Source organism: Falsiroseomonas sp. E2-1-a20 (genome assembly GCF_051433195.1).
Taxonomy (GTDB): Bacteria; Pseudomonadota; Alphaproteobacteria; order Acetobacterales; family Acetobacteraceae; genus Falsiroseomonas.
Genome location: NZ_JBHMFT010000011.1, coordinates 158,231 through 183,988 on the forward strand (window position 1 = coordinate 158,231; position 25,758 = coordinate 183,988).

The following is a 25,758-nucleotide window of genomic DNA, read 5'->3' on the forward strand; positions in this document are numbered from 1 at the left end:
TGCCACGCCCAGGAGAACCGCGTGACACCCAGACCCAAGCAAGTCACCTTGCAAGAGCCGTTCCGCGCGCTGTTCTACAGCCCCTTCTACGCCGCCCTCGCCCGCGGCGACTTCGCGCGCGAAGGCGTGGAGGTCCGGATCATCACGGTCGGAGAACCGGACCGCGCCGTCGCCAACCTGCTGTCCGGCGCCGCCGACCTCGCCTGGTCGGGCCCGATGCGCGTCATCCGCGACCACGCCGCCAACCCGGACAGCCCGCTGGTCAGCTTCGCCGGCGTCGTCATGCGCGACCCCTTCCTGCTGGTCGGCCGCGCGCCCCGCCCCGGCTTCACCCTGCCCGACCTGAAGGCACTTCGCCTCGGCGTGGTCAGCGAGGTGCCGACCCCCTGGTGGTGCCTGCAGCACGACCTTGCACGGATCGGCATCCAGCCATCCGAGATCGCCGTCACCACCGGCCGCACCATGGCTGAGAACACCGCCGCGATGCTGGCCGGCGAGATCGACGTGGCGCAGTTGTTCGAGCCCTTCGCCAGCCAGGCGGTGGCCGCCGGCGCCGCCATCTGGCACGCCCAGGCCAGCCGCGGCCCCACCTCCTACACCGCCTTCTACGCCACCCGCGCCGCCCTGGCCGCGCAGCGCCCCGCCCTGATCGGCATGGTCCGTGCGCTGGCCGCGATGCAGTCCTGGCTGCACGCCGCCCCGGTGGCGGAGGTCGCCGCCACCGTCGCACCCTTCTTTGAAAGCCTCGACCGCGCCGTGCTGGAATCCGGCATCGCCCGCTACCGCGACCTCGGCGTCTGGGCCCGCGACCCGGTCTTCCCCCAGGCCGCCTTCGAGGCGCTGGAAGCCGCCATGTTCGGCATCGGCGCCATCCCCCGCCGCCCCGGCTTCGCCGCCTGCGTCGACACGGTGCTGGTGGCGGAGGCGCTCGGATGAGCAAGCTCCTGCCAACCCGGGACGATTTCCGCTTCTTCCTGGAAATCCCGACGCGCTGGATGGACAATGACATCTACGGGCACGTCAACAACGTCACCTACTATTCCTGGTTCGACACCGCCGTGGCGCGCTTCCTGCTGGATTCCGGCGCCATCAACCTGGTGGACAGCCCCGTCATCGGCGTCGTCGTGGAAACGCAATGCCGCTACCACGCCCCCATCGCCTTCCCCGATCCCATCACCGCCGGCCTGCGCGTCGACCGCCTCGGCACCACCTCCATCCGCTACGCCATCGGCATCTTCCGCGCCGGGGACGCCACCGCCAGCGCCGAGGGCCATTTCGTCCACGTCTATGTCGACCGCGCCACCCAGCGCCGCCCGACCCCGCTGCCGGATGGGCTGCGCCGCGCCGCGGAGGCGCTGGTGATCCCGGGTGGATGACGCGCTCAAGCCCGGACTGCTGATCGCCGCCGCGGCCGGCCTCGCCGCGGGTGGCGTCCTGTACCTCGCCAACCTGCCCGCCTGGTCCACCGCCGCCCTGGCCACCGGCACCCTCGTCGTGCTCGCCGCCCTCCTGGTCCAGATCGCCCGCAGCATCGCCCGGCGGGATTTCGCGCTGGATATCGTCGCAGCCCTCGCCATGGGCGGCGCCCTGCTGCTCGGCGAATACCTCGCCGGCGCCGTCGTCGCGCTGATGTTCGCCGGCGGCCAGGTGCTGGAAGCCCGAGCCGGCGCCCGCGCCAGGCGGGAAATGACCGCCCTCCTCGCCCGCCAGCCCCGCAGCGCGCTGCGCCAGGTGGATGGCCGGCTCGAGGAAATCCCCATCGCCGCCATCGCCCCCGGCGACCACCTGCTGGTCCGCCGCGGCGAGGTTTTGGCCGCCGACGGCCTCCTCGCCGCCCCCGCCACCCTCGACGAAGCCGCGCTCACCGGCGAACCCCTGCCCGTCGCCTACCCCGCCGGCGCCGCCGTGCGCAGCGGCACCACCAATGCCGGCGACAGCGTGGTCCTCGTCGCCAGCCGCCCCGCCGCCGCCAGCAGCTACGCCGCCATCCTGCGCATGGTCGAACAGGCCGCCAGCGCCAAGCCGCCGATGGCGCGCCTGGCCGAAAGCTGGTCCGTCGCCTTCCTGCTCGCCACCTTGGCGCTTTCCGGCGGCGCCTGGCTCGCCACCGGCGACCCGCTCCGCGCGCTCGCCGTCCTCGTCGTCGCCACCCCCTGCCCGCTGCTGCTGGCGGTGCCCGTGGCCCTGGTCGCCGGGCTGAACCGCGCCGCGCGGGCCGGCGTCATGATCAAGTCCGGCGCGGCGCTGGAGGCGCTCGCCCAGGTCTCCATCCTGGTGCTCGACAAGACCGGCACGCTGACCGAGGGCACCCCCCGCCTCGTCGCCATCCACCCCGCCCCCGGCTTCACCGAAACGGAACTCCTGCGCCTCGCCGCCGCGCTGGACCAGGCCAGCGGCCACGTCCTCGCCGCCGCCCTGGTGCAGGCGGCGCAGTCCCGCGGCCTGGACCTGCCCACGCCCACCCAGGTTGCCGAAGCCCCCGGCGCCGGCCTCGCCGGCCTGGTCGAAGGCCGCCAGGTCGCCCTCGGCGCCCGCGGGTTCGTGGCCACCCATGCCACCCTGCCGCAAGCCGGCGTTGAGCCGCCCGGTACCGCCGCAGTCCAGGTCGCCGTGGAGGGCCGCCACGCCGGCACCCTGCTGTTCCGCGACGCGCTGCGCCCGGATGCCGCCGCCATGGTCGCCGCCGCCCGCCGCGCCGGCATCACCCGCGTTGTGCTGCTCTCCGGCGACGACCAGCAAGCCGCCGAAGCCGCCGCCCGCCAGATCGGCGCCGACGCCACCCTCGGCAACCACGACCCGGCCCAGAAGATGGCCGCCATCGCCGCCGAGCGCCTCGGCGGCCGCGTGCTGATGGTCGGCGACGGCGTCAACGACGCGCCTGCCTTGGCGCTCGCCGATGTCGGAATCGCCATGGCCGCCCGCGGCCAGGCCGCCAGCAGCGAGGCCGCCGATGCGCTCATCCTGGTCGACCGGCTCGACCGCGTGGCCATCGCGCTGGTCGCCGCCCGCCGCGCCCGCTTCATCGCGCGCCAGAGCGTCGCCGCCGGCCTCGGCCTCTCCGCCCTCGGCATGATCGCCGCCGCCTTCGGCTACCTCACCCCCGTCCAGGGCGCGCTGCTGCAGGAGGGCATTGACGTGGCCGTGGTGCTGAACGCATTGCGGGCCCTCGGACCAGGCCGACACCAGGAAGGGAACACCACGGCATGACTGCGCTGCGCCGACTCGCGATCCTCGACGACTACCAGGGGGTCGCGCTCGAGATGGGCCCCTGGTCCCGCCTGCCCGGCCTGAAGGTCGAAGCCTTCCACGACGCGCTGGCCGACGAGGACGCGCTGGTGGCGCGCCTGCTGCCCTTCGACGCCATCCTCGGCATACGCGAGCGCACGCCCTTCCCCGCCAGCTTGATTCAACGCCTGCCGAACCTGAAGCTTCTGATGACGACCGGCGAGCGCAACCGCTCCTTCGACGTCGCCGCCGCCAACGCCCAAAACATCACCGTCTGCGGCACGCCGAGCGCCGGCGCCCCCACCGTCGACATCACCTGGGGCCTCATCATCTCCCTGCTGCGCGACCTGCCGGCACAGACGGCCAGCCTGCGCGCCGGCACCTGGCAGGCCAGCGGCGCGCCGAACAGCATCGGCCGCGCGGCGGAGGGCCTGACGCTCGGCATCATCGGCCTCGGCAAGCTCGGCACCCGTGTCGCCCGCGTCGGCCAGGCCTTCGGCATGAAGACCATCGCCTGGAGCCGCAACCTGACCACCGAGGCCGCCGCCGCCGTCGGCGTCGAGCGCGTGGAGAAGGCCGCGCTGTTCGAACGCGCCGACGTCGTCACCCTGCACCTGATCCTGTCGCCGCAATCCCGCGGCGTGGTCGGTGCCGACGAGCTCGGCCGGATGAAGCGCGACGCCGTCATCGTCAACACCAGCCGCGGCCCGCTGATCGACCAGCCCGCGCTGATCGCGGCGCTCACCGAAGGCCGCATCGGCGGCGCCGGCCTCGATGTCTTCGACCGCGAGCCGCTGCCGGCGGACCACCCCATTCTCGCCGCGCCGAACACGGTCCTGACCCCGCATCTCGGCTACGTCTCCCGCCAGAATTTTTCCGCGTACTTCGAGGGCGCGGTGGAGACGGTGGAAGCCTATCTCGCCGGCAAGCCGGTGCGGGTGCTGACGCCATGAACCCGCTTCCCGCCTTCTGGGCCGCCGCGAGCCAGGCCGAGCGCGACGCCGCCTACAACAACGCCGAGGCCGTCGCCGACAGCCCGACCCTGATCGCCGAGCGCGACGCCGCGGCGCTGGCCTTCCGCGCCGACCACCCGGGCCACCTCGACCTGCTGTATGGCGAGGGCGAGCGCGAGGCCTGGGATTTGTTCCCCGGCCGCGATGCTGGTGCGCCCTGCCTGGTCTTCATCCATGGCGGCTACTGGCAGCGCAACAGCCGCGAAAACTTCTCCCACCTTGCGGAAGGCGCGCTAGAGATGGGCTGGTCCGTCGCCATGAACGGCTACACGCTGGCGCCCGACGCCTCGCTGACGCGCATCTCCTGGCAGATCCACGCGGCGCTGGACTGGCTCTCGCAGCACGGCCCGCAGCACGGCATCGCCGGCCCCCTCGTCGCCTCCGGCTGGTCCGCCGGCGGCCACCTGACGGCGCTGGCGCTGGAACACCCCGCCGTCACCGCCGGCCTCGCCATCTCCGGCATCTTCGAACTGGCGCCGATCCGCGACACCTACCTGAACGCCGCGCTGCACCTGTCCGACGCCGAGATCGCCGAACTGTCCCCGATGCGCCGCCCGGTGGTGCAGAAGCCCCTCGCCATCGCCTACGGCACCGCGGAACTGCCCGAACTGGTCCGCCAGAGCCGCGACTTCCACGCGCTCCGCAGCGCCGCCCACGCCCCCGGCCCCCTGGTTCCGGTGCCTGGCGCCGACCATTTCCGCGTGCTGGAAGCCCTCCGCCAGCCCGGCGGCACCCTCCTCCGCCTCGCCCAGACCCTGCTTTCCTAAGCCCTCTCCCCCTGCCTGAAGCCCTCTCCCCCTCGGGGGAGAGGGTTGGGTGAGGGGGCCAGCGCCTCTACCCGTTCGCCCCCAGATACCGCGCCGCCCCCTGCGCCAGCACCTCCACGCACAGCGCCAGGTCCTCGTCCTTCGTATCCTCCGCCCAGTGATGGCTGATCCCGCCAATGGACGGCGCAAACAGCATCGCCGCCGGCATCCGCTTCGCCAAATACTGCGCATCATGCCCCGCGCCGGAGGGCATGTGCCGCCACGCCCCCGGCGCCAGATCCTCCGCCGCCGCCGCCAGCGCCGCCTGCATCGCCTCGTCGCACAGCGCGGGCTTCGACAGGCTCATCGCCTCCAGCGTCGTGGTGCAACGTTCCCGCCGGTTGCTCTCCTGCACGCAGGCGCGCAGGCAGGCCTCCATCCGGTCCAGCATCGCCTGGTCCACGTCGCGGAACTGGAACAGCACCTCCGCCCGCCCCGGGATGATGGAGGCCGCCCCCGGCTCCAGGCTGATCCGCCCGCAGGTCCAGGTGCTGCGCGGGCCGCAGGCGAAGGGCATGCGCTGGTCCAGCATCGCCAGCAGCCGCACCGCCGTCAGCCCGGCATCGCGGCGTTCCGCCATGGTGGTGCCGCCCGCGTGGTCCTGCATGCCCTCGATCACCAGCTTCCACTGCCAGATCGCGACGATGCCCGTCACCACGCCGACGCGCAGCCCTGCCGATTCCAGCTGCGTCCCCTGCTCGATATGCAGCTCCAGGAAGCCCTTGTGCCGCCCCGGCTCCAGCTGGAGGCGCGGCAGCCCCTCCAGCCCCGCCTCCCGCAGCGCCTCGCGCAGCGTCTTGCCGTGGTAGCGGTTGGCCAGCCGGTCGATCTCCTCCTCCGGCAACTCGCCGATGAAGGACCGGCTGCCGATGAAGCCGCCGTAGTGCCCTTCCTCATCCGCCCAGGCCGCCACATCGACGGCCAATCCGGCCCGCGCCAGCGCCACCCCCGCCACCACGCCGAGCGCGCCATCCAGCCAGCCCGCCTGGTTCTGGCTCTCGATATGGCTGCCCACCAGCAGCTTCGGCCCCGGTCCGGGATGCCGCCCGATGACGTTGCCGATGCCGTCCATGGTCGGCTCCAGCCCGCACTCCGCCATCCGGTCCACCAGCCAGCGCCGGCTTTCCATATCCTCCGCCGAATAGGTCGGGCGATGCACGCCGGTGCGGTACGCGCCGATCTGGCGCAGCTCGTGCAGGTCCTTCAGGAAGCGGGCGGTATCGACCCCAATCTTCTTGAACGGCGGCATCTCGCGGCATCCATCGGCAGTTGCATCCGCAGGATGGAACGCGCTTCCTGCCGCCGTCCAGCCAGGGAATCCGCCGCCATGCCCGAGATCAGCCGCTTCATGCCGCCCGCAGGTGGCCGCCAGTACCCGCCCTTCGCCATCTCCGTCCGCCACGGCGCCACGCTCTACGTCTCCGGCATCGGCCCGATGGGCCCGGACGGCGTGCCGGAGGGAGATTTCGCCGCGCAATTCGCCCTCGTCATCGCGCATCTGAAGCGCGCGGTGGAGGAAGGCGGCAGCAACATGCGCAGCATCCTCAAGGCCAACGTCCTGCTGACCCGCGCTTCGGATGTCGCCGAGATGAACCGCCTCTACGCCGAGGCCTTCCCCGCCGACGCCCTGCCCGCCCGCACCACCTGCGTCGTCGTCGCCCTGCCCGTGCCGGCGTTCCTACTCGAGATCGAGTGCATCGCGGCAGTGTATTAGCAGGCTGCGGGAAGCCACCGAAAAGCCCTCTCCCCCACTTCTTATGGGGGAGAGGGTTGGGTGAGGGGGACGTCCAAGTATCCGAGATCGCTCACCATCTCCGCGCCCCTTCCCCCCTGCGGGTGGAGAGGGCCCTTTCCCAAGCCTGTCAGGACGCCCGCCACGGGCTGGTCCGCCAGATCTCCGCGTAGTTCGCATTCTCGCGCCGCACGAACTCCGTCATCGCGGCGCGGTCCATGTGGCGCAGGATCAGGTAGTCGCGTTCGGTCAGCGCCTTGAACTCCGGGTCCTCCGCCGTCCGCCGCACCGCCTCCTCCCACCGCGCCAGCACCGGCGCGGGGGTCGCCGCCGGCAGCGCGAAGCCGCGCGCGGACCCGGCATTCACCGCCCAGCCATGCTCCGCCGCCGTCGGCAATTCCGGCGCCCGGTTCCAGCGCTGCGCATCCATCAGCGCCAGCACGCGCAGCGCGCCCTGGTTGTGCGCCCGCACCGTCAGGCTGACGGTGGAGATCGAGCCCGCGACATGCCCGCCCTGCACCAGCTGCATCGCCTGCCCCGCGCCCGGCGTCGGCACCCAGGTGAACTTCACGCCGGCGCTGCGCTCCAGCTGCATCAGCGCCAGGTGCGGCGCGCTGCCGACGCCCGCGCCCGCCATCGTCACATGCTCCGGCCGCTCCCGCGCCGCCGCGATCAACTCCGGCAGCGATTTGTACGGCGATTGCGGGCCGACGAAGATGGTGTAGGGCTCATCGGTCAGCAGCCCGACATAGGCGAAGCTGTCCACCGTGTAGCGCGGCCGGTTGTCGTACAGCGCCGTCACCAGCGCGGGAAACGACACCAGCGCCGCCGTCCGCCCATCCGGCGCCGCCGCCGCCACCTCGTTCAGCATCACCATCCCGCCCGCGCCAGGCCGGTTCACCACGATGATCTGCTGGCCGAGGAATTTCTCGAAGAACGGCGCCGCCATCCGCGCCGCCAGGTCGATGTTGCCGCCCGGCGCGAACCCCACCATCAACTGCACCGGCCTGTCCTGCGCGCGTACGGCGAAGGCCGGCAAGGCGAGTCCACCGGCAAGAATGGCGCGACGCGTTGCCATAACGGAAGGCCTCCCGGATTGCTGCGCCGCGATCCTAGCACCCACACGCGGCCGTGACGCAACAACGAAGGTTGCCCTCCGCCTCCGCTCTGTTAGGCTCGGCCGAACCCTGCGGGAGCCACGACGGATGCTGCGTTTCAGCAACTTCCTCTTCCCCGAAAGCCGCGACCCGGACCGCGACGCCATCGCGATCCGCGAGGCGATGGAGGAAGCGCAGCTCTGCGAGGCGCTCGGCTTCGAAGTCATCTGGCTCGCCGAACACCATTTCGACGGCAACTGCGCCTATGTCGACCCGGTCACCTTCGCCTCCGCCATCCTGTCGGCCACGAAGCGCATCAAGGTCGGCTTCGCCGTCGCGCAGGTCTCGCTGCACCATCCGGTGCGGCTGGCGGAACAGATGTCGCTGCTCGACAACCTCTCGGGCGGCCGCGTCATCGTCGGCCTCGGCCGCGGCACCGCCTACAACGTCTACGAGTACCAGGGCTACGGCATCCCGGCGGAAGAAGCCCTCGAACGCTACGAGGAAGCCGAGGGCATCATGCTCCAGGCCTGGACCAGCCCGCAGGGAATGCGGCACGAGGGCAAGTTCTGGCATCTCAACATCCCGCGCCTGCGCCCGACGCCCTTCACGAAGCCGCACCCCTACGTCATCCGCGCCGCATCCTCGGAAGCCGGCGCGCTGCACCTGGCACGCCGCGGCGTGCCCTTCCTGATGAACGTGCAGTCGCTGGAAACCACCGCCGCGCGCCTGGTGCAGTATCGCCAGACCATGCTCGAATCCGGCTTCGACGAGCCCCAGGTCCAGGCCTGCCTCACGGAAAGCTGGTGCTGGCGCAACATCTTCGTCGCCGACACGGATGAGGAAGCGCGCCGCATCGCCGTGCCGAACTTCCTGGCGATGCAGGACCAGCGCAAGGCATTGCGGGAGAAGATCTACCGCGAGCAGGGCATCATCATGAAGAAGGAAACCGCCCCGCCCGCCCGCGTCGATCCCGACAAGGCGCTGATTGCCGGCTCACCCGCCACCGTCGCCGCGCGCATGGCGGAACTCGAGGCCACCGGCATCGGCGGCGTCATCGGCAGCTTCCGCCTCGGCCCGATGCCCGCCGACCTCGCCGCCCGCTCGCTCCGCCTGTTCATGGAGGAAGTGGCACCCCGCTTCCAGGCGACGCCGCAGGCGATGGCGGCGGAGTAGCGACGTCACTTCGCCATGGCAGCCGTCGCGGCCGCCATGTCCATCCACATCACCTCCCAGATATGCCCATCCGGATCCTCGAAGCTGCGGCCATACATGAAGCCATGATCCTGCACCGGCGTCGGATCGGTGCCGCCGCCCGCCGCCCCGGCACGCCGCACCATCCCGTCCACCTCCTCCCGGCTGTCGGCGGAGACGCAGATCAGCACCTCGCTCGCCTGGTGCGCGTCGACGATCGGCTTGAGGGTAAACTGCCGGTACTTGTCGTGCGTCAGCAGCATGGCGTGGATGGTCTCGGAGAACACCAGGCACGCGGCGGTGTCGTCGCTGAATTGCGGGTTCTTCCGCGCCCCCACCGCCTCGTAGAAGGCCACGGCGCGGCCGAGGTCCGTCACGGGCAGGTTCACGAAAATCATCCTGGGCATCCGGATCTCCCGATCGGCGTTGAGGCCCAACGATAAACCATTCGGTTAAGTCTTAGCAACCACGAACCTGGCAGGCCCGTCAGGTCGTCAGCCCGCCATCCACCACCACCGTCTGCCCCGTCACCATCGCAGCACCCGCCAGCAGGAACACGATCACCTCCGCCAGATCCTCCGGCGTGCAGCGCCGCTTCAGCAGCGCGTTGTCGATCGATGCCGCGCGCTGCTCGTTGGTCCACTCGATCATCCAGGTGGAATCGACGGCCCCCGGCGCCACCGCATTCACCCGCACCTCCGGCGCCAGCCCGCGCGCCAGGTTCTTCGTCAGGCTGATCACCCCCGCCTTGGTCGCGCCATAGGCCATCGACGACCCCGCCGAGTTGATCCCGGCAATGGAGGCGATGTTCACCATCGCCCCGCGCGCCTCGCGCAGCGCCGGCCCCGCCGCCTTCGCGCACCGAAACACCCCAAGCAGATTCACCTGCAACACCGTAGCCCAGAGCTCCTCCGTCAGCCGGTCGAACTCACCTGGCCCAATCGCCGTCGGCGTCCCGGGCGTCCCCGCATTGTTCACCAGGAAATTCAGCCGCCCGAGGTCGCCCACCGCGCGCTCCACCATCCGCACCGCATCCGCCGCATCGCCGACATTGCCCGGCGCCGCGATCACCCGGCTGCCGGTCTCCGCCGCCAACCGCTCCACCGCCTCGGCCCCGCGCGCATCGCCCTCCAGGTGGTTGATCGCAACCGCGCAGCCGCCGCGCGCCAGCATCGTCGCCGTCGCCAGCCCGATGCCGGACGCACCGCCCGTCACCAGCGCCGCCCGGCACTTCAAATCATAGGTGATCATGCCTCGCGCCCCTCGCCCGCCATGGTGCCGATCTGCCGCAGCGCCCGCTTCAGCGCCATCAGCCGCCGGTCGCGCGCCTCCAGCACCTCCGCCGTCTCGCCCGGCCAGTCATAGAACCCCGCACCGGCCATCACGCCCGTGCGCCCCTGCGCCACCAGCGCATCCACCGTGTCGCATTTGCCGCGCACCGGCGGCGGATCGTACATCCGGTTTGCCAGGCTGGTCTGCGTGAAGGCCAGCCCGGTGAAATCCGCCTTCGCCAGCACGCCGAGAATCGGCAGCCGCAGCGCGATCCCTTCGATGATGGCGGTGTCGATCTCGGACGCCGTCGCCACTCCCTCGTCCAGCAGCTTCTGCACCTCCAGCGCGATGGCGGACTGCACGCGGTTGGCGATGTAGCCCGGCACGAACTTCCGCATCACCACCGGCCGCTTGCCCATGTCGCGGCAGAACTGCACGCAGAACGCCACCACCTCCGGGTCGCATTCCGGCCCGCCCACCACATCCACCAAATCCACAAGGTAGGGCGGCGTGTACCAGTGCAGGATCAGCGCACGGGACTGCCGCCGCGCCGGGATCAGCGGGAACGGGTCGAGGTAGGAGGTATTGCTGGCGATGATCGAGGTCTCCGGCGCCAGCCGGTCGATCTCCGCGAACAGCGCGCGCTTGGCGTCCGGCTGCTCGATGATCGCCTCGATGATGAGGTCCGCCTCCTCCACCGCCTCCGCCAGCACCGGCAGCCGCGTCACGGCGTGGTGCAGCCATTCGGCATCCGCCTCGCGCGGCGCCTCGCCGGCCATGGTCAGCGTCGCCAGCGCCGTCTCCATCAGCCCGCCGGCCTTGTCCAGCACCGTCATGCTGCTGTCGGTCAGCCGCACCTCATGCCCGCCGAGCGCGAACACCAGGGCCAGCGCATGCCCCATCGTGCCGGCGCCGATCACCGCGACCTTCAATCCCATGCCGCGCGTCCCTTTCCCGAATCAGGCGGCGAAGGTGACGCGCGCCGCGCCCCCGGGCAAGCCGCCGTTCAGCGCGCCGCCGTGCGCGTCCAGGCCGCGCAGAAGGCCGGCAGCAGCCCGCCCGCGACAAGTTGTGCCGCCACATCCGGCTCCCGCGGCGGCAGCGCCGCGACCGGTGCCGCAAAGATGACCGCGCCCGCCAGCCCCAGCGCCAGCACCCGGCCCGCGCCGCCGCCCCGGCCGCCACCCTGTTGCCCGCCAACCCAGGTCCCGAGCGCCACCGCCACGCCGCCCAGCCCGAAGAACAGCAGGTCCCACGGCAGCGGGTCCGCCACATCCTGCCGGATGCGGTGCAGCCCCAGGATCCAATGGTTCAGCACCGCATCCAGCAAATGCCAGGCGCCGAAGCCGATCAGCGCGCCGCCCGCCAGCACCGCCCCCGCCACCGCCGCATCGCGCCGCCGCACCAGCAGCAGCCACAGCCCGATCACGGCGAGCAGGTAATGCGCCGCATGGAACATGCCGTCCCACAGCATGTGGAAGCGCAGCCGCCCCGGGTCCACCACGCCGCTCAGCAGGTGGTGCCATTGCAGGATCTGGTGCAGCAGGATGCCGTCGAAGAAGCCGCCGAGGGCGAAGCCGATCAGCAGCGCGGGCAGCTTGAGGCGGTTGGCATCGGATTCCATCCCCTCAAAAACGCCACAACCTGGCTCCGCGTTCGTTCAGCTTCCGCGATAGGTCGCATAGGACCAGGGCGAGCACAGCAGCGGCACGTGGTAGTGCCCCTGCCCCGCCTCCAGCCGCACCAGGATCGGCACGACATCCAGGAAGCCCGCCCCGCCGAAATGCGCCCCGACATGGAAGCGCAGCTCATAGGTCCCGGCCTCGAACTCCCACGCCGCCAGCAGCGGCGCATCCGTGCGCCCATCCGCATTGGTCAGCGCCTCGGTCACTTTCACCGCCCCCGCCGCCTCATGCCGGAACAGCTCCACCCGCACCCCGGCCGCCGGCGCCCCCGCCGCGGTGTCCAGCACATGCGTGGTCAATGCGGAGGGCTTCATTCCCGCGGCGCCCCGGCGGCGACCCACGCCACCAGCGCCGCACGTTCCTCGGCCGTGATCTCGGTCAGGTTGCCCGGCGGCATCGCCTCCGTCGCAACCTGCTGGCGGATGGATTGCGCCCAGCGGCGGATCTGCCCCGGCTCGTCCAGCCGCACCCCCTTCGGCGCCTCCACGAACCCCTCCTGCGTCGGGTGCGCCGCGTGGCAGCTGGCGCAGCGCGCCGCCATGATGCCCTCCACCTCGGCGAAGGCCGGCGCCACCACCCCCGCCGGGCCGCGCGCCGGCATCAGCGCGAAGGCCAGCAGGCAGACCACCGCCGTCGCGGCCGCCGGCAGCGCCCAGGGGCTGCGCCCGAACTGCCGCTGCACGAAGAACTGCCGCACCAGCGCGCCGGCCAGGGTGATCGCCAGCAGCACCACCCAGTTCCACGGCCCCGACCAGGTCATCGGGTAGTGCGGGCTGATCATCAGGAACAGGACCGGCAGCGTCAGGTAGGTGTTGTGCACGCTGCGCTGCTTGCCCCAGCGCCCATACTTCGGGTCCGGCTCCTGCCCCGCCTGCATCGCGGCGACCATCTTCCGCTGCCCGGGAATGATTACCATGGCGACATTCGCCACCATGATCGTGCCCGTGATGGCGCCCACCTGCAGGAACGCCCCGCGGCCCGAGAACACGTGGCAGGCGACGAACGCCACCACCACCAGCAGCCCGACCCCGAAGGCCGAGAGCAGCCGGTCATCCTCCCCCCACTTGGACTTGCAGGCCAGGTCGTACACCACCCACCCCGCCACCAGCATCGTGGCGGAGACGGCGACGGCCACCCCCGGCCGCATGTCCAGCACGGCCGGATCGACCAGGTAGGTGCTGGCCTGCCCCCAGTAGATCAGCATGAACAGCGAGAAGCCCGAGATCCAGGTCCAGTACGCCTCCCACTTGAACCAGTGCAGCTTCTCGGGCAGTTGCGCCGGCGCGTTGAGGTATTTCTGCTTGTGGTAGAAGCCGCCGCCATGGATCGACCACTGCTCGCCCTTCACGCGCGGGTTGCCGTCGCGCGGCGGGTCGAGCTGGTTGTCCAGGCCGATGAAGTAGAAGCTGGTGCCGATCCAGGCGATGCCGGTGATCAGGTGCAGCCAGCGGATCAGCAGGTTGGCCCATTCGGAAAGGTAGGCGAGGTCCATCGTGTCGGGCGTCCGGATGCGCCGGGGCATCCGGCCGCGCATAGTGCAGAGCAACATTCGGGCCAGCCGCGTCCCGCCGCAAGCATGATGACCTCCGCCGCCGTCGTGTTATGAACTCGCGGACATGCGCCCGCGTCCCGCACCCGCGGGCAACGGGCACCCCAGGGGAGTCCGATGGACGGTTACACGCTTGCCATGGTCGCGATCATCGTGGTGCTGCTCTGCGCCTCGGCAATGTTCTCCGGCACGGAAACCGCCTTCACCGCAGCCAGCCATGCCTTCGTCACCCGCCGGGCCCGGGAAGGTGACCGCCGCGCCGTCACGCTGGCCCACCTGTCCGGGCGCAAGGACCGCGTGGTCGCCGCCATCCTGGTCGGCAACAACCTGGTCAACACCACCGCCACCGCGCTGGCCTCGGCCCTGCTGATCTCCTGGTTCGGCGAAGGCGGCGTCGCCTATGCCTCCCTGGTCATGACCGCGCTCCTGGTCGTGTTCTCCGAGGTCCTGCCCAAGACCGTCGCATTGCGCGCCCCCGATGCCACCGCGATGCGCGCCGTCCCGGTCCTGCGGGCCACGATGACGGTGCTTGGCCCCGCCGCCAGCGCCGTCAACGTCATCGTGCGCTTCACGCTGCGCCTGTTCGGCTCGCCCCCGCCGGTCGATCGCCCCGGCATCACGGAGGATGAGCTGCTCGGCGCCATCGACCTGCACGGCATGGGCCAGGCCGGCGCCGCGGACCTCGCCGCACGGCAGGAACGCGGCATGCTGCGCGGCGTGCTGGCGCTGGATGACATGACGGTGCGCGACGTGATGACCCACCGCTCCCGCGTCGTCGCCCTCAACCTGGCCGACAAGCCGGAGGCGCTGCTCGCCAAGGTCCTCGGCTCCCCCCATGCCCGCTTCCCGCTGTGGCGCGGGGAGGACATCGTCGGCGTGGTGCATGCCCGGGACGTGCTGCGCGCGCTGCAGGCCGCCGGCGGCGATGCCGCGAAGCTCGACCTCGCCGCCGTCGCCCACTCCGCCTCGCTCGTCATCGAATCCCGCCCGCTGCGCGACCAGCTCCAGGAGTTCCGCAAGGCGCCGATCAAGATGGCCATGGTGCTGGATGAATACGGCTCCCTGAAGGGCATCGTGACGCTGGAGGACATCGTCGAGGTCGTCGTCGGCCAGATCGCCGAGCGGGGCGAGGCCATCCTCGGCGACCTCGCCGAAACCGGGGAGGTCGAGGTGCGCGGCGACGTCCGCGTCCGCGACATCAACCGCGAGCTCGGCTGGATGCTGCCGGAGGACGAGGCCGCCACCATCGGCGGCCTGGTCGTCGCGCGCCAGCGCGGCATCCCCACCGTCGGCACCGAGCTGACCATCGCCGGCCATGTCGTGCGCGTGCTCGAACGCCGCGGCCTGCGCATCGACCGCCTCGTGGTGCGCCCGCCCCCCGCCGAAGGCCTGGAGCAGCCGCCGGAGGCCTGACAGCCGGCGTCGCGAAACAACCCGAAACGCCGGCGACACGCCGCGCATTGGACCGGCCGGCCGCTTCGCGACTACGCTGCCCGGCATCGACCCCGGGAGCCCCGCCATGCGCCACCGCCTCGCCACGCTCGCCTTCGCCGGCAGCTTCAGCGCCATCATGGCGCTCGCCGGGGCCGGCGCCCTGGCCCAGGCGGAGGCCGAGCGCCAGCTCGATGCCGCCCTCGAACGCCTGCGCGCCAGCTTCGGCCCGGAAGCCCGCCTCACCACCGGGCTCCGCCAGGTCGACCCCGTCACCGGCCGCGCCCGCCTCGGCGACCTTGCCATCACCGCCCCCGGCGAAAGCCTGTCCGCCGCCGAACTCCTGCTGTCCGACGTCACCGAGACCCGCCTCGGCCGCGCGGAGGCCCGCTCCCTCATCCTCGTCACCCAAAACGGCGGTCAGGAAGACCGTTTCGAGCTCGCCCGCCTGGTGCTCGGCGGCATGGCCCTGCCACCGCCCGGCCAGCCCTTCTCCCTCGCCACCTTCGAGCTTGGCCAGTTGGAGGCGGAGGGCCTGCGCGGCGCCGGCGGCTCCGGCACCCTCACCGCCGGGCGCATCTCGGCGGAGGGCTACGGCCCAGGCGTGCTCGGCGCAGGCCAGGTCGAGGGCATGGAGTTCCGCGACGGCAGCAAGGGCGGCACCTCCTTCCGGCTCGGCCGCGTCGCCGTGCAGTCCCTGGTCATGCCCGCCTTCGACAAGCCGGACCCCGACCCGCGCGACTTCTCCGTGCAGGTGCTGACCCTGGAAGGCGGCGAGCTGCGCGACCCTGCCAAGGACGTGGACCTCGGCATCGGTCGCTTCGCCGTGCGCGACTGGGTCCGCGGCCGCACCACCGACATCGCGCTGGAAGGCCTGCGCCTCGGCGCGCCCTTCGGCCAGCTCGGCGCCGGCACCATCCGCATCGGCCGCATGGCCGCCCAGGGCATCGACGCCGCCACCAGCCTGGCCGCGGCCATGGACGGCCTCCAGGTCCCCGACCCCGTCCCCGGCACGCCGCAGACGGTGACACTGGAAGGCATGGTCGCCGAATCCGAGGGCCGCCAGGTCTTCGCCCTCGGCCGCATGCTGGTGGATGCCTCCATGGACGCCACCGGCCTCGCCACCGGCGGCCTGATGCTGCAGGGCCTGCGCATCACCCTGCCGCAAGGCACATCCGACTGGCTGGAAGGCCTCGGCTACCGCGAGATCGCCGGCGGCAGCGAGCTGCGCGGCAACGTCCGCCGCGAAGGCGGCATCCTGGACATCGAGCCGTTCCGCCTGGCCTGGGACCAGGCCGCCACGCTGACGCTGCGCGCCGGCCTCGCCAACATGCCGGTGCCGAAGCCCGGCGAGCCGCGCAACGACGACGCCTACCTGGCGCAGCTGATGCAGGGCCAGCTTCGCTCCCTGACGCTCGGCCTGCGCGACCAGGGCCTGTTCGGCCGCGTCATCGCCCAGCAGGCCCGCCAGCAGCGGGTGCCGGAGGCGCAGCTGCGCGAGCAATACGCCCAGATGGCGCTCGGCATGCCGATCCCCGGCGCCAGCCCGCGCGCCCGCCCGCCCGCCGCCCCCGCCCGCAAGGGCGCCCCCGCCCCGGCCGCCACCGCCCCGCAGGCGGACCCCTTCCAATCCGTCCGCGAGGCCCTGGCCCAGTTTATCCGCCAGCCCGGCGAGATCGACATCCTGCTGCGCCCCGCCCAGCCCGTCAGCTTCGCCGACTGGCAGACCCTCGCCTCCCAGGGCCCGATGGAAGCCGCCCGCCGCCTCGGCCTCTCCGCAGTGGCGCGCTGACCCAAAAGCCCTCTCCCCCCCTGGGGGGAGAGGGTTGGGTGAGGGGGGCCAGCACCGCCTCGCCAAGCCGCGCGCCGATTTGCCCCACCCCGCCTCGTCCTGGCATCAAGGCCTGGAACAGGCCGGACCACCCCCTTGCAGCACGCACCCAACTCCCTCCCCGCCCTCGCCATCGACGAGGCCCGCCACTGGGACCGCCTGATGCAGATGGCCCGCCTCGGCGCCATCCCCGGCGAGGGCGTCAACCGCGCCGCGCTGTCCGACCTCGATCACCAGGCCCGCCGCCTGCTGCTGTCCTGGGCGGCGGAGGCCGGCCTCGCCCCCTCCGTCGACGCCCTCGGCAACCTGTTCCTGCGGCACGAAGGCACCGACCCCAGCCTCGCGCCCCTGCTCGCCGGCAGCCACATGGACAGCCAGCCGAAGGGCGGCCGCTTCGACGGCATCTGGGGCGTCCTCGCGGCGCTCGACGCCGTGCAGGCCATCCGCCAGGCCGGCCTCGCCACCCGCCGCGCCATCGAGATCGTCGCCTGGACCAACGAGGAAGGCGGCCGCTTCGCCCCCGGCTGCATGGGCAGCATGGCCTTCTCCGGCTTCCGCCCGCCCGAGACCTGGGACGACACGCGCGACCGCGACGGCCTGCGCTTCGGCGACGAACTCGCCCGCCTGCTCGCCGCCGAATCCGACATCCCGCGGCGTCCCCTCGGCTTCACCCCCTTCGCCTACATCGAGCCGCACATCGAACAGGGCCCGCTGCTGGAGGCCGAGGGCCTCGACATCGGCGTGGTCACCGGCATCCAGGGCAGCCGCTGGTTCCTGGTCGAGATCGCCGGCAAGACCGACCACGCCGGCACCGCCCCCCTGTCGCGGCGGAAGGACGCCGTGCAGGACATGCTGCGCGCCATCACCGCCCTGAACGCCCTGATGGCGGACCCGACCGACGTGCTGCGCTTCACCGTCGGCCGCATCGAGGTCGAGCCCAACTCCTCCAACACGGTCGCCGACCTCGCCCGCTTCAGCATCGACTTCCGCCACCCCGACGCCGCCATCCTGGCCGAGCGCGGCGACGCCATCCCGGCCACCATCCAGTCCGCCATGACCACCTGCCGCGCCACGGTGCGGGAGACGTTCCACGCCCTGCCCGCCCGCTTCGACCCGATGGTGCAGGATGCGGTGGAAGCCGCCACCCGCGACCTTGGCCTGAAGCCCAGGCGCCTGCCCTCCGGCGCCTTCCACGATGCGCAGTTCCTGGTGCCCATCTGCCCCAGCGGGATGATCTTCATCCCCAGCCGCGGCGGCATCAGCCACCACCCGTCCGAGTATTCCACGCCCGCACAGGTCGCCAACGGCACCCGGGTGCTGGCGCAGGCCCTGCTGCGGCTCGCTACGATGTGACAATAGATTAACCCACGGCAAGACTTCTCAACCGCCTCCGCGACAGGCTCAATGCCGGGGCGAGCTGGCCCTCCCGGCTTGCACCTAACCAGGCAACCTCACGGTAACGTCCGTGACGGGGAGGCAGCTTGCAAAAGACGGTTTGGCGCACGGCCTTCCTGGCCTTCGCCCTGACTCTGTCCTGCGCCTGGATCCTCGTGGTGCTGCGCGACCGTGCGGAGACGCTGGATCAGGCGCAGGATCGACTCGTCGCCACCGCGCGGGTCCTCGAACAGCATGCCGACCGCGCCTTCGAGACCGGCGACCGCGTGCTGCGTGCGATCGTCGAGATCGCCCAGCCGGTCGATCTCGCCGATCCGGAGGAAGCCATGCGGATCCACATTCAGATCCGACGCATGATCGCGGACGGCCCGCAGATCAGCGCCGCCTGACTGATGGACGCCGCCGGCGTCACCCACGTCGACAGCTGGGCGCATCCGCCGACAGCACCGGGCTCCTTCGCACACCGCCCCTATTTCCAAACCCTGCGAGCCGACCCCGCGGCCGGCCTCGTCATCGGCCCTGCCCAGATCGGCAGCAACAGCGGTCGCCCCCGCTTCACCATGAGCCGCCCGCTGCTCGACGCCGAGGGCCGCTTCGCCGGCGCCGCCGTCGCCGGGGTCTTCACCGACTACTTCGCCGAGGTCTACGCGGAGGCCGCGCTGGGCCGCGGCGCCAGGCTTCATCTGACGCGGCTGGACGGCGCGGTGCTGGTGGCCTGGCCGCCGGAGGAAGCCCTGCCGGCGGCGGCGGAGTCCCTGCAGGGCGCCCGCACGCTCGACCGCTTTCCGGTGCGGATCACCCTGGTCCAGCCGCTGGGCGACATCCTCGCGGACTGGCGCAGGCGAAGCATCGGCACCGGCGCCACCGGCTTCGCCATCCTCTTCGCCTTCGGCGCCCTCACCCGCCTCGGCCTGCGCGGCGCGGCGCGGGAGGCCGCGGCCCTTGCCCGGCTGGAGACCAGCAACCAGGACCTCGAGCGCCGCGTCGCCGACCGCACCGCCGCCCTCGCCGCCAGCGAGGCCGAACTCCAGTCGCTGTACGAAACCGCCCCCGTCGGCCTCTGCGTCCTGACGCCGGACCTGCGCTTCGTCCGCGTCAACCGGCGCATGGCGGAGATCAACGGCGTGCCGGCGGAAGCCCATATCGGCCGCCGCGTCGCCGAGATCGTGCCGGGCCTCGCCGAGGCCACCAGCACGCTGGCAGGCCGCGTGCTGCAAAGCGGGCAGGCGCTGCTCGGCGTCGAGACCGAGGGCGAGACCCCAGCCCGGCCCGGCATCCGGCGCCACTGGTCGGGAAGCTGGCTGCCGCTGAAGGATTCCGCCGGCCGCATCATCGGCCTGAACGTGGTGGCGGAGGAAGTCACGGAGCGCCGTGCCGCCGAGCACGCGCTGCGCGCCGCCAACCAGCGCCTGACCCAGTTGCTGGAAGGCATGGGCGAGGGCTTCGTGGTGGTCGACCGCGACTTCCGCGTCGTCATGGCGAACCGCCAGGCGTCGATCCTGGATGGCCGCGCCCGCCCAGACCTGATCGGCCGCAGGATCTGGGAGCTGTGGCCCGAGGCGCTGGGCACCACGCTCGAGGCCGCCCTGCGACGCACCATGGCGGAGGGAATCCCGGCGACGCTGGAGCAGCACTGGCGGGGCCGGGGCCGCGCCATCTGGCTCGACCTGCGCCTGTTCCCGACCGAGGAAGGCGTCGGCGCGCTGTTCCGTGACGTCACCGCCCGCAAGGGCGCCGAGGCCGAGATCCGCCAGCTGCTCGACCGCACGCAGCAGCTCTCCGCCTACAACGAGGTCGCGGCGCGGGAAATGGGCCACCGTGTCATGAACAGCCTGCAGACCCTGGAAGGCCTGCTGCTGCTGCAGGCCCGCGCCACGGATGAACCCGCGGCCCGCGCGGTGATGGAACTTGCCACCCAGCGGGTGCGCGCCATGGCCGTGGTGCAGCGCCGGCTGTTCCACGCGACGCGCGCCGATGCGATGTCGCTCGACCTCGGCGACTACCTCCGCGACCTCGCCGCCGACTTCACCCAGTCCTTCATCGCCGCCGACCGCTGCACCCTTGAGATACACGCCACCCCGGGCATCCGGGTCGGCGCCACGGATGCCTCCGCCGCCGCGATGGTGGTGGCGGAGCTGGTCATCAACGCCTGCAAATACGCCTTCCGGGATGGCGACCGCGGCCGCGTCACGGTGCGCTTCGAACGCGCGGGCGCCGGCTATCGGCTCGAAGTCCGCGACAATGGCCGCGGCCTGCCGCCAGGCTTCGACCCCAAGGCCTCGCGCGGCCTCGGCATGCGCATCATGCAGGGCATGACCCACCAGCTCGGCGGAACGCTGGAAATCGACCGCACCCCGCCCGGCACCGGCTTCACCCTGGACATCCCCGCCAGCCGCCCCGCGCCTGTCGCCGATCCGCCACGAGCCGCCGGCGGCCCGCCTCTCTCGGATACTTGATGGTTGCAACCGGGACCCGCCACCAACCTGCCATGGTTGTCTATCCGTGGCCCGGACGGCCACCGGCCCGGTTCAGGCCGCCACAGCATTGGAACGCGTGAATGACGGAGTGCGTGCCCCGCGAAGATGCCAAGACCGCGCTGTCGGAGCGAAGCGCGGAGGCCCGGCGATTCGCCGTGGTGGATTGGGCCGAGACCACGCTGGGTCCCCGCGCCACCTGGCCCACGGCGCTGCAGACGGTGGCCAGGCTGATGCTGCATTCGCGCCAGCCGATGTTCCTGGCCTGGGGCCATGATCTCGCCTTCCTCTACAACGATGCCTACGCGCCCATCCTCGGCGCCCGCCACCCCGGCGCGCTTGGCCAGCCCTTCCGCCAGGTCTGGCCCGAGATCTGGGACGAACTGGTCCCGCTGGTCCAGCGCGCGCTCGACGGCCAGTCGACCTGGGCCGAGAACCTCCACCTCGTCATGCACCGCAACGGCTATCCCGAGGACACCTGGTACACCTTCTCCTACAGCCCGCTGCACGACGATGAGGGCCGCGTCGCGGGCATGTTCTGCACCTGCATGGAAACCACGGGCCAGGTGCTGGCCGAACGCGCCCTGCGGGAAAATGAGGGCCGCTTCCGCGCCCTGCTCGATGCCGCACCGGCGATGATTTGGGTGACCGACCGCGAAGGCCATTGCACCCACCTGAACCGCAGCTGGTTCGAGTTCACCGGCCAGGCCGCGACGGAGTCCGAGGATCACGACTGGATCGGGCCGGTGCATCCGGAGGACCGCCCCGGGGTCGAGACCGCCTTCGCCCGCGCGATCACGGACCAGTCGCCGTTGCGCCTCGACTACCGCATGCGCCACGCCGATGGCGGCTGGCGCTGGGTCATCGATGCCGCCGAACCGCGCCGCGACGCCGCCGGCCGCTTCCTCGGCCATGTCGGCTCGGTCATGGACATCACCGACCGGCGCGAGGCGGAGGAACGCCAGGCGATGCTGGCGCGGGAGGTCGACCACCGCGCCAAGAACATGCTGGCCGTGGTCCAGGCCGCGCTCCGCCTGACCCGCGCGCCGGACCAGGCGAGCTACGCCCGCGCCGTGGAAGGCCGTGTCGCCGCCCTCGCCCGTGCGCAGACCCTGCTGGCCAACGACCGCTGGGCCGGCGCTGACCTGCGGGCGATGCTGGAGGGCGAGCTGGCCGCCTTCCTCGGCGGCCTGCCCGGCAGCGCCCGCTGCACGCTGGAGGGACCACCCGTGGCCCTGCCGGCGGAAGCCGCGCAGCCGCTGAACATGCTGGTGCACGAACTCGCCACCAACGCCGCCCAGCACGGCGCGCTGTCCACCCCCGGCGGGCGGGTCCAGGTCGGATGGCAGGTCGACGCCGGGCGGCTGCGGCTGCGCTGGACCGAATCCGGTGGCCCGGAAATCCTCGCCCCGCCGACCCGGCGCGGCTTCGGCACCCGGGTCCTGGAAGGCACGGTGCGGGGCCAGCTCGGAGGCCAGCTCCTGCTCGACTGGCGCCGGCAGGGCCTCGACTGCACCCTTAACCTGCCGCTCGCGGCCCGCGCGACAGTGCCGGACATCATCTGAGCCGCGAGCAGGACCGGTTCAGGTGAACCAGAGCAGGCCGTCGAACTGCACCGCCGACGGCAGCTGCGACTGACTCGTCAATCCGCTCCAGGTCACGCTGGTCTCGATGGCGCCGTCGCCGTTCAGGTCGCCATGCATGGTCAGGCCGCGATAGCCTTCCGTGCCGGCATCCTGGACCCAGGTCAGGGTGCTGACCCCGGGGCGGTAGCCGAACATGCTGAGTTGCTCGCCGGACTCCCAGTCGGTGATGGTACTCCAGGTGGTCGCACCGGCCCGGCCATCGAGGAAGAACACGTCGAGGCCGGCGCCGCCGGTCAGGAAGTTGGAACCACCGCCGCCATCCAGCACGTCGCGCCCAGCCCCGCCATTGGCCGCGTCGTCGCCGCCCAGCAGGTTCATGAAGTCGTTGCCGGACGTCCCGCCCACCGCCTCGCCGGCCTCGGAGCCCAGGAAGACGTACTGCAGGTAGTCCACCGGCCCGGCATAGACCTCCGCCAGCAGGAAGCCACTGCCGCCGTCCCGCGTGATCGACATGACGCCGCCGCTGAACGGCGCGAAGCCGTTGCCCTGCACGTTGAGCCGGCCCTCGTTGATCACCAGCAGTTCCGGGATCGCATCCAGGTTCATGTCCGCCGCGCCCAGCCCGAGGAAGGAGGCGGAGGAGCCTGGCGCAAACCGGCCGGCGCCATCGTTCAGCAGCGCGAACGGCGCCCCCTCGGACGGCGTGCTGCGCCAGACCAGCAGGTCCTTGTCCCCATCGAGGTCGAGGTCGAGACTGAGCACGGATTTCGGCCACAGCCCGGGCTCGGTGCCCCGGGATGCGGTGGATTGCGGCAGCCGCAACGCCGTCTCGTCGTCGAACTGCCCGTTGCCGCGGTTCACCAGGAACTGCAGGTAGCTGACGGTGAAATAATCCGTCCCATAGGTGCCGCCATCGGTCACCGCCAGCACCAGGTCCTGCAGGCCATCGCCGTTGAGGTCCATGGGCACCGCCTGCAACACCACCTCGTTCGCGACGCCGGAAGGCGGCAGGTTCCAGACCTCCGGCAGGGTGAAGGACCCCGTGCCGTCGTTGCGGAAGATCTGCGTCGGCAGGTCGGAGCCGAACCAGGTGCCCGCCAGCAGGTCGAGGTCGCCATCGCCATCCGCGTCGAACAGCGTGCCGGCCATGGAACCGGCCCGCCCCACCGCCGGCTGGTAGTGCAGCGGCGCCCGCCCCGCCTGCTCCGCCAGGTTGCCGAAGCCGTCATTGACCATCACCTGCACGGCACGGCCGGTGGTGTCGTACAGGTTGAACAGCACGGCATCGATGTCGCCGTCGCCATCGATGTCGCCGGTCGCGCCGCCATAGGTCAGCCGCTGGGCGCCCGACAGGTTGCCATTGGCCACCGCCAGCCCGGTCGGCGTGGTCAGGATGAGCTGGCTGAAGCCGCCCACGGGTGACGCTGCCGCGCCATGGTCCAGCAGGATGACATCGCTGCGCCCGTCGCCGTTGAAGTCCGCGATCAGCCCCCGCGTCGGATTGATCGCCAGCGGCATGCCCGCCGCGCCGAACAGCGGCGCGCCATCGACGAAGGCGCCGCCCGGGACGCCGAGGAAGATGCGCTGAGGTACCGCATCGCTGCCATTGCCCGCCGCCATGGGCAGGAAGGCGTCCGGGCGGCCATCGCCGTTGAAGTCGCCTACGAGGATCTGGGTTGCGTAGGAAGGCTGTGGGCCACTGCCGATGCTCGAACCTGACACTTCAAATCATCCCGCCGATGTTGTCCGGCCTGCGCTTTCCTGCGACGGCCTAACCAATCAGATCGGGAGTCCAAGAAATTCCACAACAAAACCTTCTGTGACCCGAAATTATTACCAGATAATTTGGATAAAATGCCAAAATCTTCTCAGTAATTGCGCATGTTTCAATCGGAATGCAGAATCGCCACAGCAAACTATTCTGGTTACATCGCATTTCGGGTGCCGAATGACCTGGTTTTTTGTTATGTACGTCCAACAATACTGTAATCGCACGAGTTGCAGCATTCCTGCGACCCTTCCCCATCGTGCCCGCGATGCCCGCCCCTTGCCGCCGCCGCGCCGAGGGCGCAGAACGCGCCGCTTCCCCCTCGGCCAGGCGCATGAACGACCGCATCTCCCTCCCCAAGGACCGCATCCGCATCCTGCTGCTCGAGGGCATCGCCGACAGTGCGGTGGACCTGTTCGGCCAGGCCGACTACGCCACCATCCAGCGTGAGAAGAAGGCGCTCGAAGGCGCCGCGCTGGTCGAGGCGGTGAAGGGCGTCCACATCCTCGGCATCCGCTCCCGCACCGAGGTCACCGAACAGGTCCTCGCCGCCGCCGACCGCCTGATCGCCATCGGCTGCTTCTGCATCGGCACCAACCAAGTCGACCTCGCCGCCGCCGCCCATCGCGGCGTCGCCGTGTTCAACGCCCCCTTCAGCAACACCCGCAGCGTCGCGGAACTCACGCTGGCGGAAGCGGTGATGCTGATGCGCGGCATCGTCGACAAATCCGTCGCCGCCCATGCCGGCGGCTGGGACAAGTCGGCGGCCAACAGCTGGGAGATGCGCGGCAAGACGCTCGGCATCATCGGCTACGGCAACATCGGCAGCCAGCTCTCGGTCCTGGCCGAGGCCTTCGGCATGCGCGTGCTGTACCACGACCACACCGGCAAGCTGCCGCACGGCAACGCCACGCCCGCCGCCTCGCTCGACCAGCTATTGGCGCAGTCGGACGTCGTCACCATCCACGTGCCGGAGACGCCCGATACCATGGGCCTGATGGGCGCCCGCCAGTTCGCCGCGATGAAGCCCAGCGCGGTCTTCATCAACAACGCCCGCGGCACCGTGGTCGACGTGCCCGCCCTGGCCGCGGCGCTGCGCGAAAAGCGCATCCTCGGCGCCGCCGTCGACGTCTTCCCGGCCGAGCCGAAGCGGAACGGCGAGCCCTTCGTCTCGGCGCTCCAGGGCCTGCCCAACGTCATCCTGACCCCGCATATCGGCGGCAGCACGGCCGAAGCGCAGGACCGCATCGGCCAGGAGGTCGGCCGCAAGCTGGTGGACTACTCCGACACCGGCGCCACCATGGGCAGCGTCAACCTGCCGCAGGTGCAGCTTCCCGCCCGTCCCACCGGCGCCCGCTGGACCCACCTGCACCGGGACAGCCCCGGCATCCTGTCGCAGATGAACGCCTGCTTCGCCCGCCGCGGCCTGAACATCACCGCGCAGTACCTGCAGACCGATGGCGACCTCGGCTACTGCGTCATCGAGAGCGTCGAGGCCCGCTCCGAAGCCGAGGCCATCCTCGCCGAACTCCGCGCCCTCCCCGGCACCATCCGAGCCCGCCTGATCTACGAACGCAGCTAAAAGCCCTCTCCCCCCAAGGGGGGGAGAGGGTTGGGTGAGGGGGGGGGGCCCAACCCCCCACCCCCCCCCCCCACCCCCCCCCACCCCCCCCCCCCCCCCCCACCCCCTCCCAACGGTT

General features: G+C 71.4%; 23 protein-coding genes. 14 read left to right on the plus strand and 9 right to left on the minus strand.

Annotated elements, in window-relative coordinates:
- Positions 1–21: 21 nt before the first annotated feature.
- From ACFHPP_RS15420 to ACFHPP_RS15440, 5 genes are read left to right on the plus strand one after another with little or no spacing between them, the layout of a single operon-like run.
- Positions 22–936 carry an ABC transporter substrate-binding protein gene (locus tag ACFHPP_RS15420; protein ID WP_437164128.1) on the plus strand — a complete coding sequence of 305 codons (915 nt, stop codon included), beginning with the start codon at positions 22–24 and terminating at the stop codon, positions 934–936.
- The gene (locus tag ACFHPP_RS15425) at positions 933–1,376 is read left to right on the plus strand and encodes an acyl-CoA thioesterase (protein ID WP_437164129.1); all 444 of its coding nucleotides are present in this window, start codon (positions 933–935) and stop codon (positions 1,374–1,376) included. Before ACFHPP_RS15420 ends, ACFHPP_RS15425 begins: the two co-directional genes overlap by 4 nt.
- Entirely contained in the window at positions 1,369–3,207 is a 1,839-nt protein-coding gene (locus ACFHPP_RS15430; RefSeq protein WP_437164130.1) for a heavy metal translocating P-type ATPase, read from the plus strand. Before ACFHPP_RS15425 ends, ACFHPP_RS15430 begins: the two co-directional genes overlap by 8 nt.
- Complete coding sequence (locus tag ACFHPP_RS15435) at positions 3,204–4,178, plus strand: D-2-hydroxyacid dehydrogenase family protein (RefSeq protein ID WP_437164131.1); 975 nt, start codon at positions 3,204–3,206, stop codon at positions 4,176–4,178. The genes ACFHPP_RS15430 and ACFHPP_RS15435 overlap by 4 nt, the downstream gene beginning before the upstream one ends.
- Positions 4,175–5,005: an alpha/beta hydrolase gene (locus ACFHPP_RS15440; RefSeq protein WP_437164132.1), complete on the plus strand. Its 831-nt coding sequence runs from the start codon at positions 4,175–4,177 to the stop codon at positions 5,003–5,005. Before ACFHPP_RS15435 ends, ACFHPP_RS15440 begins: the two co-directional genes overlap by 4 nt.
- Before the next feature lie 67 nt (positions 5,006–5,072).
- Here ACFHPP_RS15440 and ACFHPP_RS15445 read toward each other — a convergent pair whose 3' ends face one another.
- A complete protein-coding gene (locus ACFHPP_RS15445) occupies positions 5,073–6,293 on the minus strand; it encodes a Zn-dependent hydrolase (RefSeq protein WP_437164133.1) in 1,221 nt (406 codons plus the stop codon).
- Positions 6,294–6,371: 78 nt separating this feature from the next.
- Here ACFHPP_RS15445 and ACFHPP_RS15450 point away from each other — a divergent pair, with 78 nt between their 5' ends.
- The gene (locus ACFHPP_RS15450; RefSeq protein WP_437164134.1) at positions 6,372–6,758 is read left to right on the plus strand and encodes a RidA family protein; all 387 of its coding nucleotides are present in this window, start codon (positions 6,372–6,374) and stop codon (positions 6,756–6,758) included.
- 148 nt (positions 6,759–6,906) lie between these two features.
- Here ACFHPP_RS15450 and ACFHPP_RS15455 read toward each other — a convergent pair whose 3' ends face one another.
- A complete protein-coding gene (locus ACFHPP_RS15455; protein ID WP_437164135.1) occupies positions 6,907–7,854 on the minus strand; it encodes a tripartite tricarboxylate transporter substrate binding protein in 948 nt (315 codons plus the stop codon).
- 127 nt (positions 7,855–7,981) lie between these two features.
- On the opposite strand from ACFHPP_RS15455, the gene ACFHPP_RS15460 reads away from it, so the two are divergent.
- Positions 7,982–9,049 (plus strand): LLM class flavin-dependent oxidoreductase, encoded by a 1,068-nt coding sequence (locus ACFHPP_RS15460; protein ID WP_437164136.1) that lies wholly within the window; start codon positions 7,982–7,984, stop codon positions 9,047–9,049.
- 5 nt (positions 9,050–9,054) lie between these two features.
- Here the strand turns inward: ACFHPP_RS15460 and ACFHPP_RS15465 are convergent, their stop codons facing one another.
- From ACFHPP_RS15465 to ACFHPP_RS15490, 6 genes are all read right to left on the minus strand, one after another.
- Entirely contained in the window at positions 9,055–9,474 is a 420-nt protein-coding gene (locus tag ACFHPP_RS15465; RefSeq protein WP_437164137.1) for a VOC family protein, read from the minus strand.
- Positions 9,475–9,553: 79 nt separating this feature from the next.
- On the minus strand, positions 9,554–10,318 hold the full coding sequence (locus tag ACFHPP_RS15470) for an SDR family NAD(P)-dependent oxidoreductase (RefSeq protein WP_437164138.1): 765 nt from the start codon (positions 10,316–10,318) through the stop codon (positions 9,554–9,556).
- The gene (locus ACFHPP_RS15475; protein WP_437164139.1) at positions 10,315–11,277 is read right to left on the minus strand and encodes a 3-hydroxyacyl-CoA dehydrogenase family protein; all 963 of its coding nucleotides are present in this window, start codon (positions 11,275–11,277) and stop codon (positions 10,315–10,317) included. Before ACFHPP_RS15475 ends, ACFHPP_RS15470 begins: the two co-directional genes overlap by 4 nt.
- A 68-nt stretch (positions 11,278–11,345) precedes the next feature.
- Positions 11,346–11,963: a DUF2243 domain-containing protein gene (locus ACFHPP_RS15480; protein WP_437164140.1), complete on the minus strand. Its 618-nt coding sequence runs from the start codon at positions 11,961–11,963 to the stop codon at positions 11,346–11,348.
- 36 nt (positions 11,964–11,999) lie between these two features.
- Entirely contained in the window at positions 12,000–12,338 is a 339-nt protein-coding gene (gene uraH / locus ACFHPP_RS15485) for a hydroxyisourate hydrolase (protein WP_437164141.1), read from the minus strand.
- Entirely contained in the window at positions 12,335–13,546 is a 1,212-nt protein-coding gene (locus ACFHPP_RS15490) for a urate hydroxylase PuuD (protein WP_437164142.1), read from the minus strand. Before ACFHPP_RS15490 ends, uraH begins: the two co-directional genes overlap by 4 nt.
- Positions 13,547–13,690: 144 nt before the next feature.
- Here ACFHPP_RS15490 and ACFHPP_RS15495 point away from each other — a divergent pair, with 144 nt between their 5' ends.
- The 6 genes from ACFHPP_RS15495 (at position 13,691) to ACFHPP_RS15520 (ending at position 22,269) form a co-directional block, all read left to right on the plus strand.
- Positions 13,691–14,986: an HlyC/CorC family transporter gene (locus ACFHPP_RS15495; protein ID WP_437164143.1), complete on the plus strand. Its 1,296-nt coding sequence runs from the start codon at positions 13,691–13,693 to the stop codon at positions 14,984–14,986.
- Between the two features lie 106 nt (positions 14,987–15,092).
- Positions 15,093–16,796, plus strand: a complete 1,704-nt coding sequence (locus ACFHPP_RS15500; protein ID WP_437164144.1) for a hypothetical protein — start codon at positions 15,093–15,095, stop codon at positions 16,794–16,796.
- Positions 16,797–16,931: 135 nt separating this feature from the next.
- A complete protein-coding gene (locus ACFHPP_RS15505) occupies positions 16,932–18,188 on the plus strand; it encodes a Zn-dependent hydrolase (RefSeq protein ID WP_437164145.1) in 1,257 nt (418 codons plus the stop codon).
- Between the two features lie 128 nt (positions 18,189–18,316).
- Positions 18,317–18,619 (plus strand): hypothetical protein, encoded by a 303-nt coding sequence (locus tag ACFHPP_RS15510; RefSeq protein WP_437164146.1) that lies wholly within the window; start codon positions 18,317–18,319, stop codon positions 18,617–18,619.
- 3 nt (positions 18,620–18,622) lie between these two features.
- A complete protein-coding gene (locus ACFHPP_RS15515; RefSeq protein WP_437164147.1) occupies positions 18,623–20,686 on the plus strand; it encodes a PAS domain-containing protein in 2,064 nt (687 codons plus the stop codon).
- Between the two features lie 113 nt (positions 20,687–20,799).
- Positions 20,800–22,269, plus strand: a complete 1,470-nt coding sequence (locus ACFHPP_RS15520; protein ID WP_437164148.1) for a sensor histidine kinase — start codon at positions 20,800–20,802, stop codon at positions 22,267–22,269.
- Positions 22,270–22,287: 18 nt separating this feature from the next.
- Here ACFHPP_RS15520 and ACFHPP_RS15525 read toward each other — a convergent pair whose 3' ends face one another.
- Entirely contained in the window at positions 22,288–24,012 is a 1,725-nt protein-coding gene (locus tag ACFHPP_RS15525; protein ID WP_437164149.1) for an FG-GAP-like repeat-containing protein, read from the minus strand.
- 380 nt (positions 24,013–24,392) lie between these two features.
- On the opposite strand from ACFHPP_RS15525, the gene serA reads away from it, so the two are divergent.
- Positions 24,393–25,640, plus strand: a complete 1,248-nt coding sequence (gene serA / locus ACFHPP_RS15530) for a phosphoglycerate dehydrogenase (protein ID WP_437164150.1) — start codon at positions 24,393–24,395, stop codon at positions 25,638–25,640.
- Positions 25,641–25,758: the final 118 nt, after the last annotated feature.